The organism is Methylobacterium sp. J-088 (genome assembly GCF_022829295.1).
Taxonomy (GTDB): domain Bacteria; phylum Pseudomonadota; class Alphaproteobacteria; order Rhizobiales; family Beijerinckiaceae; genus Methylobacterium.
Genome location: NZ_JAKSYH010000122.1, coordinates 1 through 751, shown reverse-complemented (window position 1 = coordinate 751; position 751 = coordinate 1). Strand labels below are relative to the sequence as shown.

The following is a 751-nucleotide window of genomic DNA, read 5'->3' as shown; positions in this document are numbered from 1 at the left end:
GGCGTCCGCGATCGGCCGGGCGGGGGGCAGGCCGTCCCAGTCATGCGGATCGGGGGCGGTGAGCGGCGGGAGCGTCCCGAGATCCTCGGGGCAGCCCATCAGGCCGGCGGCGCGGCCGACGCGCACGTAGTGCAGGAACGGCGACTCCCCCGGACCGAACAGGTGGCCGTAGGCCCGGCGATAGAAACGGGTCGAGAAGGACTTGCTCGGGTCGCGATCCTCCTCCTGCCCGTGGGACAGGAAGTGGACCGCCGGCCCGTTCTCGAAGCCGCGTGTGTCGGGATAGCGCTTCAGATACCAGGCGGCGTCAAAATAAGGCTCGATCAGGCGCGCCTGCTCCAGCAGCTCCGCGTCCTCTTCAGGCGGCGGCGCGCCGTAGCGCGCGTCGAAGGCGTCGGCCGAGATATCTGTGCCGCGCAGCAGTGCCGTCGCCAGGAAATGGACGAAGGGTGCGATGCCCGTCGCCTCAACGTGCGGGTGATGCGCCCGGTAGGCCCAGCCGTTGAAGTCGGGCCTTGGGTTGCGGCCGCGTCGCCAGCCGGTGTCGAAGTAGTCGCCCACCGCGTCCGCCTCCGGCGCGAGACCGTAGCGCTGCCGGTAGAACGCGTGGTCGAAGTGCTTCGCGATCCGGGACCGGGGCGTTCGACGCTCGACGCGCTGTTGCGGGTGTGCGGGCTGCGGCCGGCCCGGGCGCCGATCGACGACACGGCCTGGCTCGGGGCGATCGGGCGCGAGCCCGTGGATAAGGCGG

General features: G+C 71.8%; 1 pseudogene. It reads right to left on the bottom strand.

From position 1 onward, the window contains the following. Nucleotides 1–561, bottom strand: a pseudogene (locus tag MKK63_RS13325) (glycosyl transferase); the annotation flags it as partial. Between the last annotated feature and the right edge of the window lie 190 nt (nt 562–751).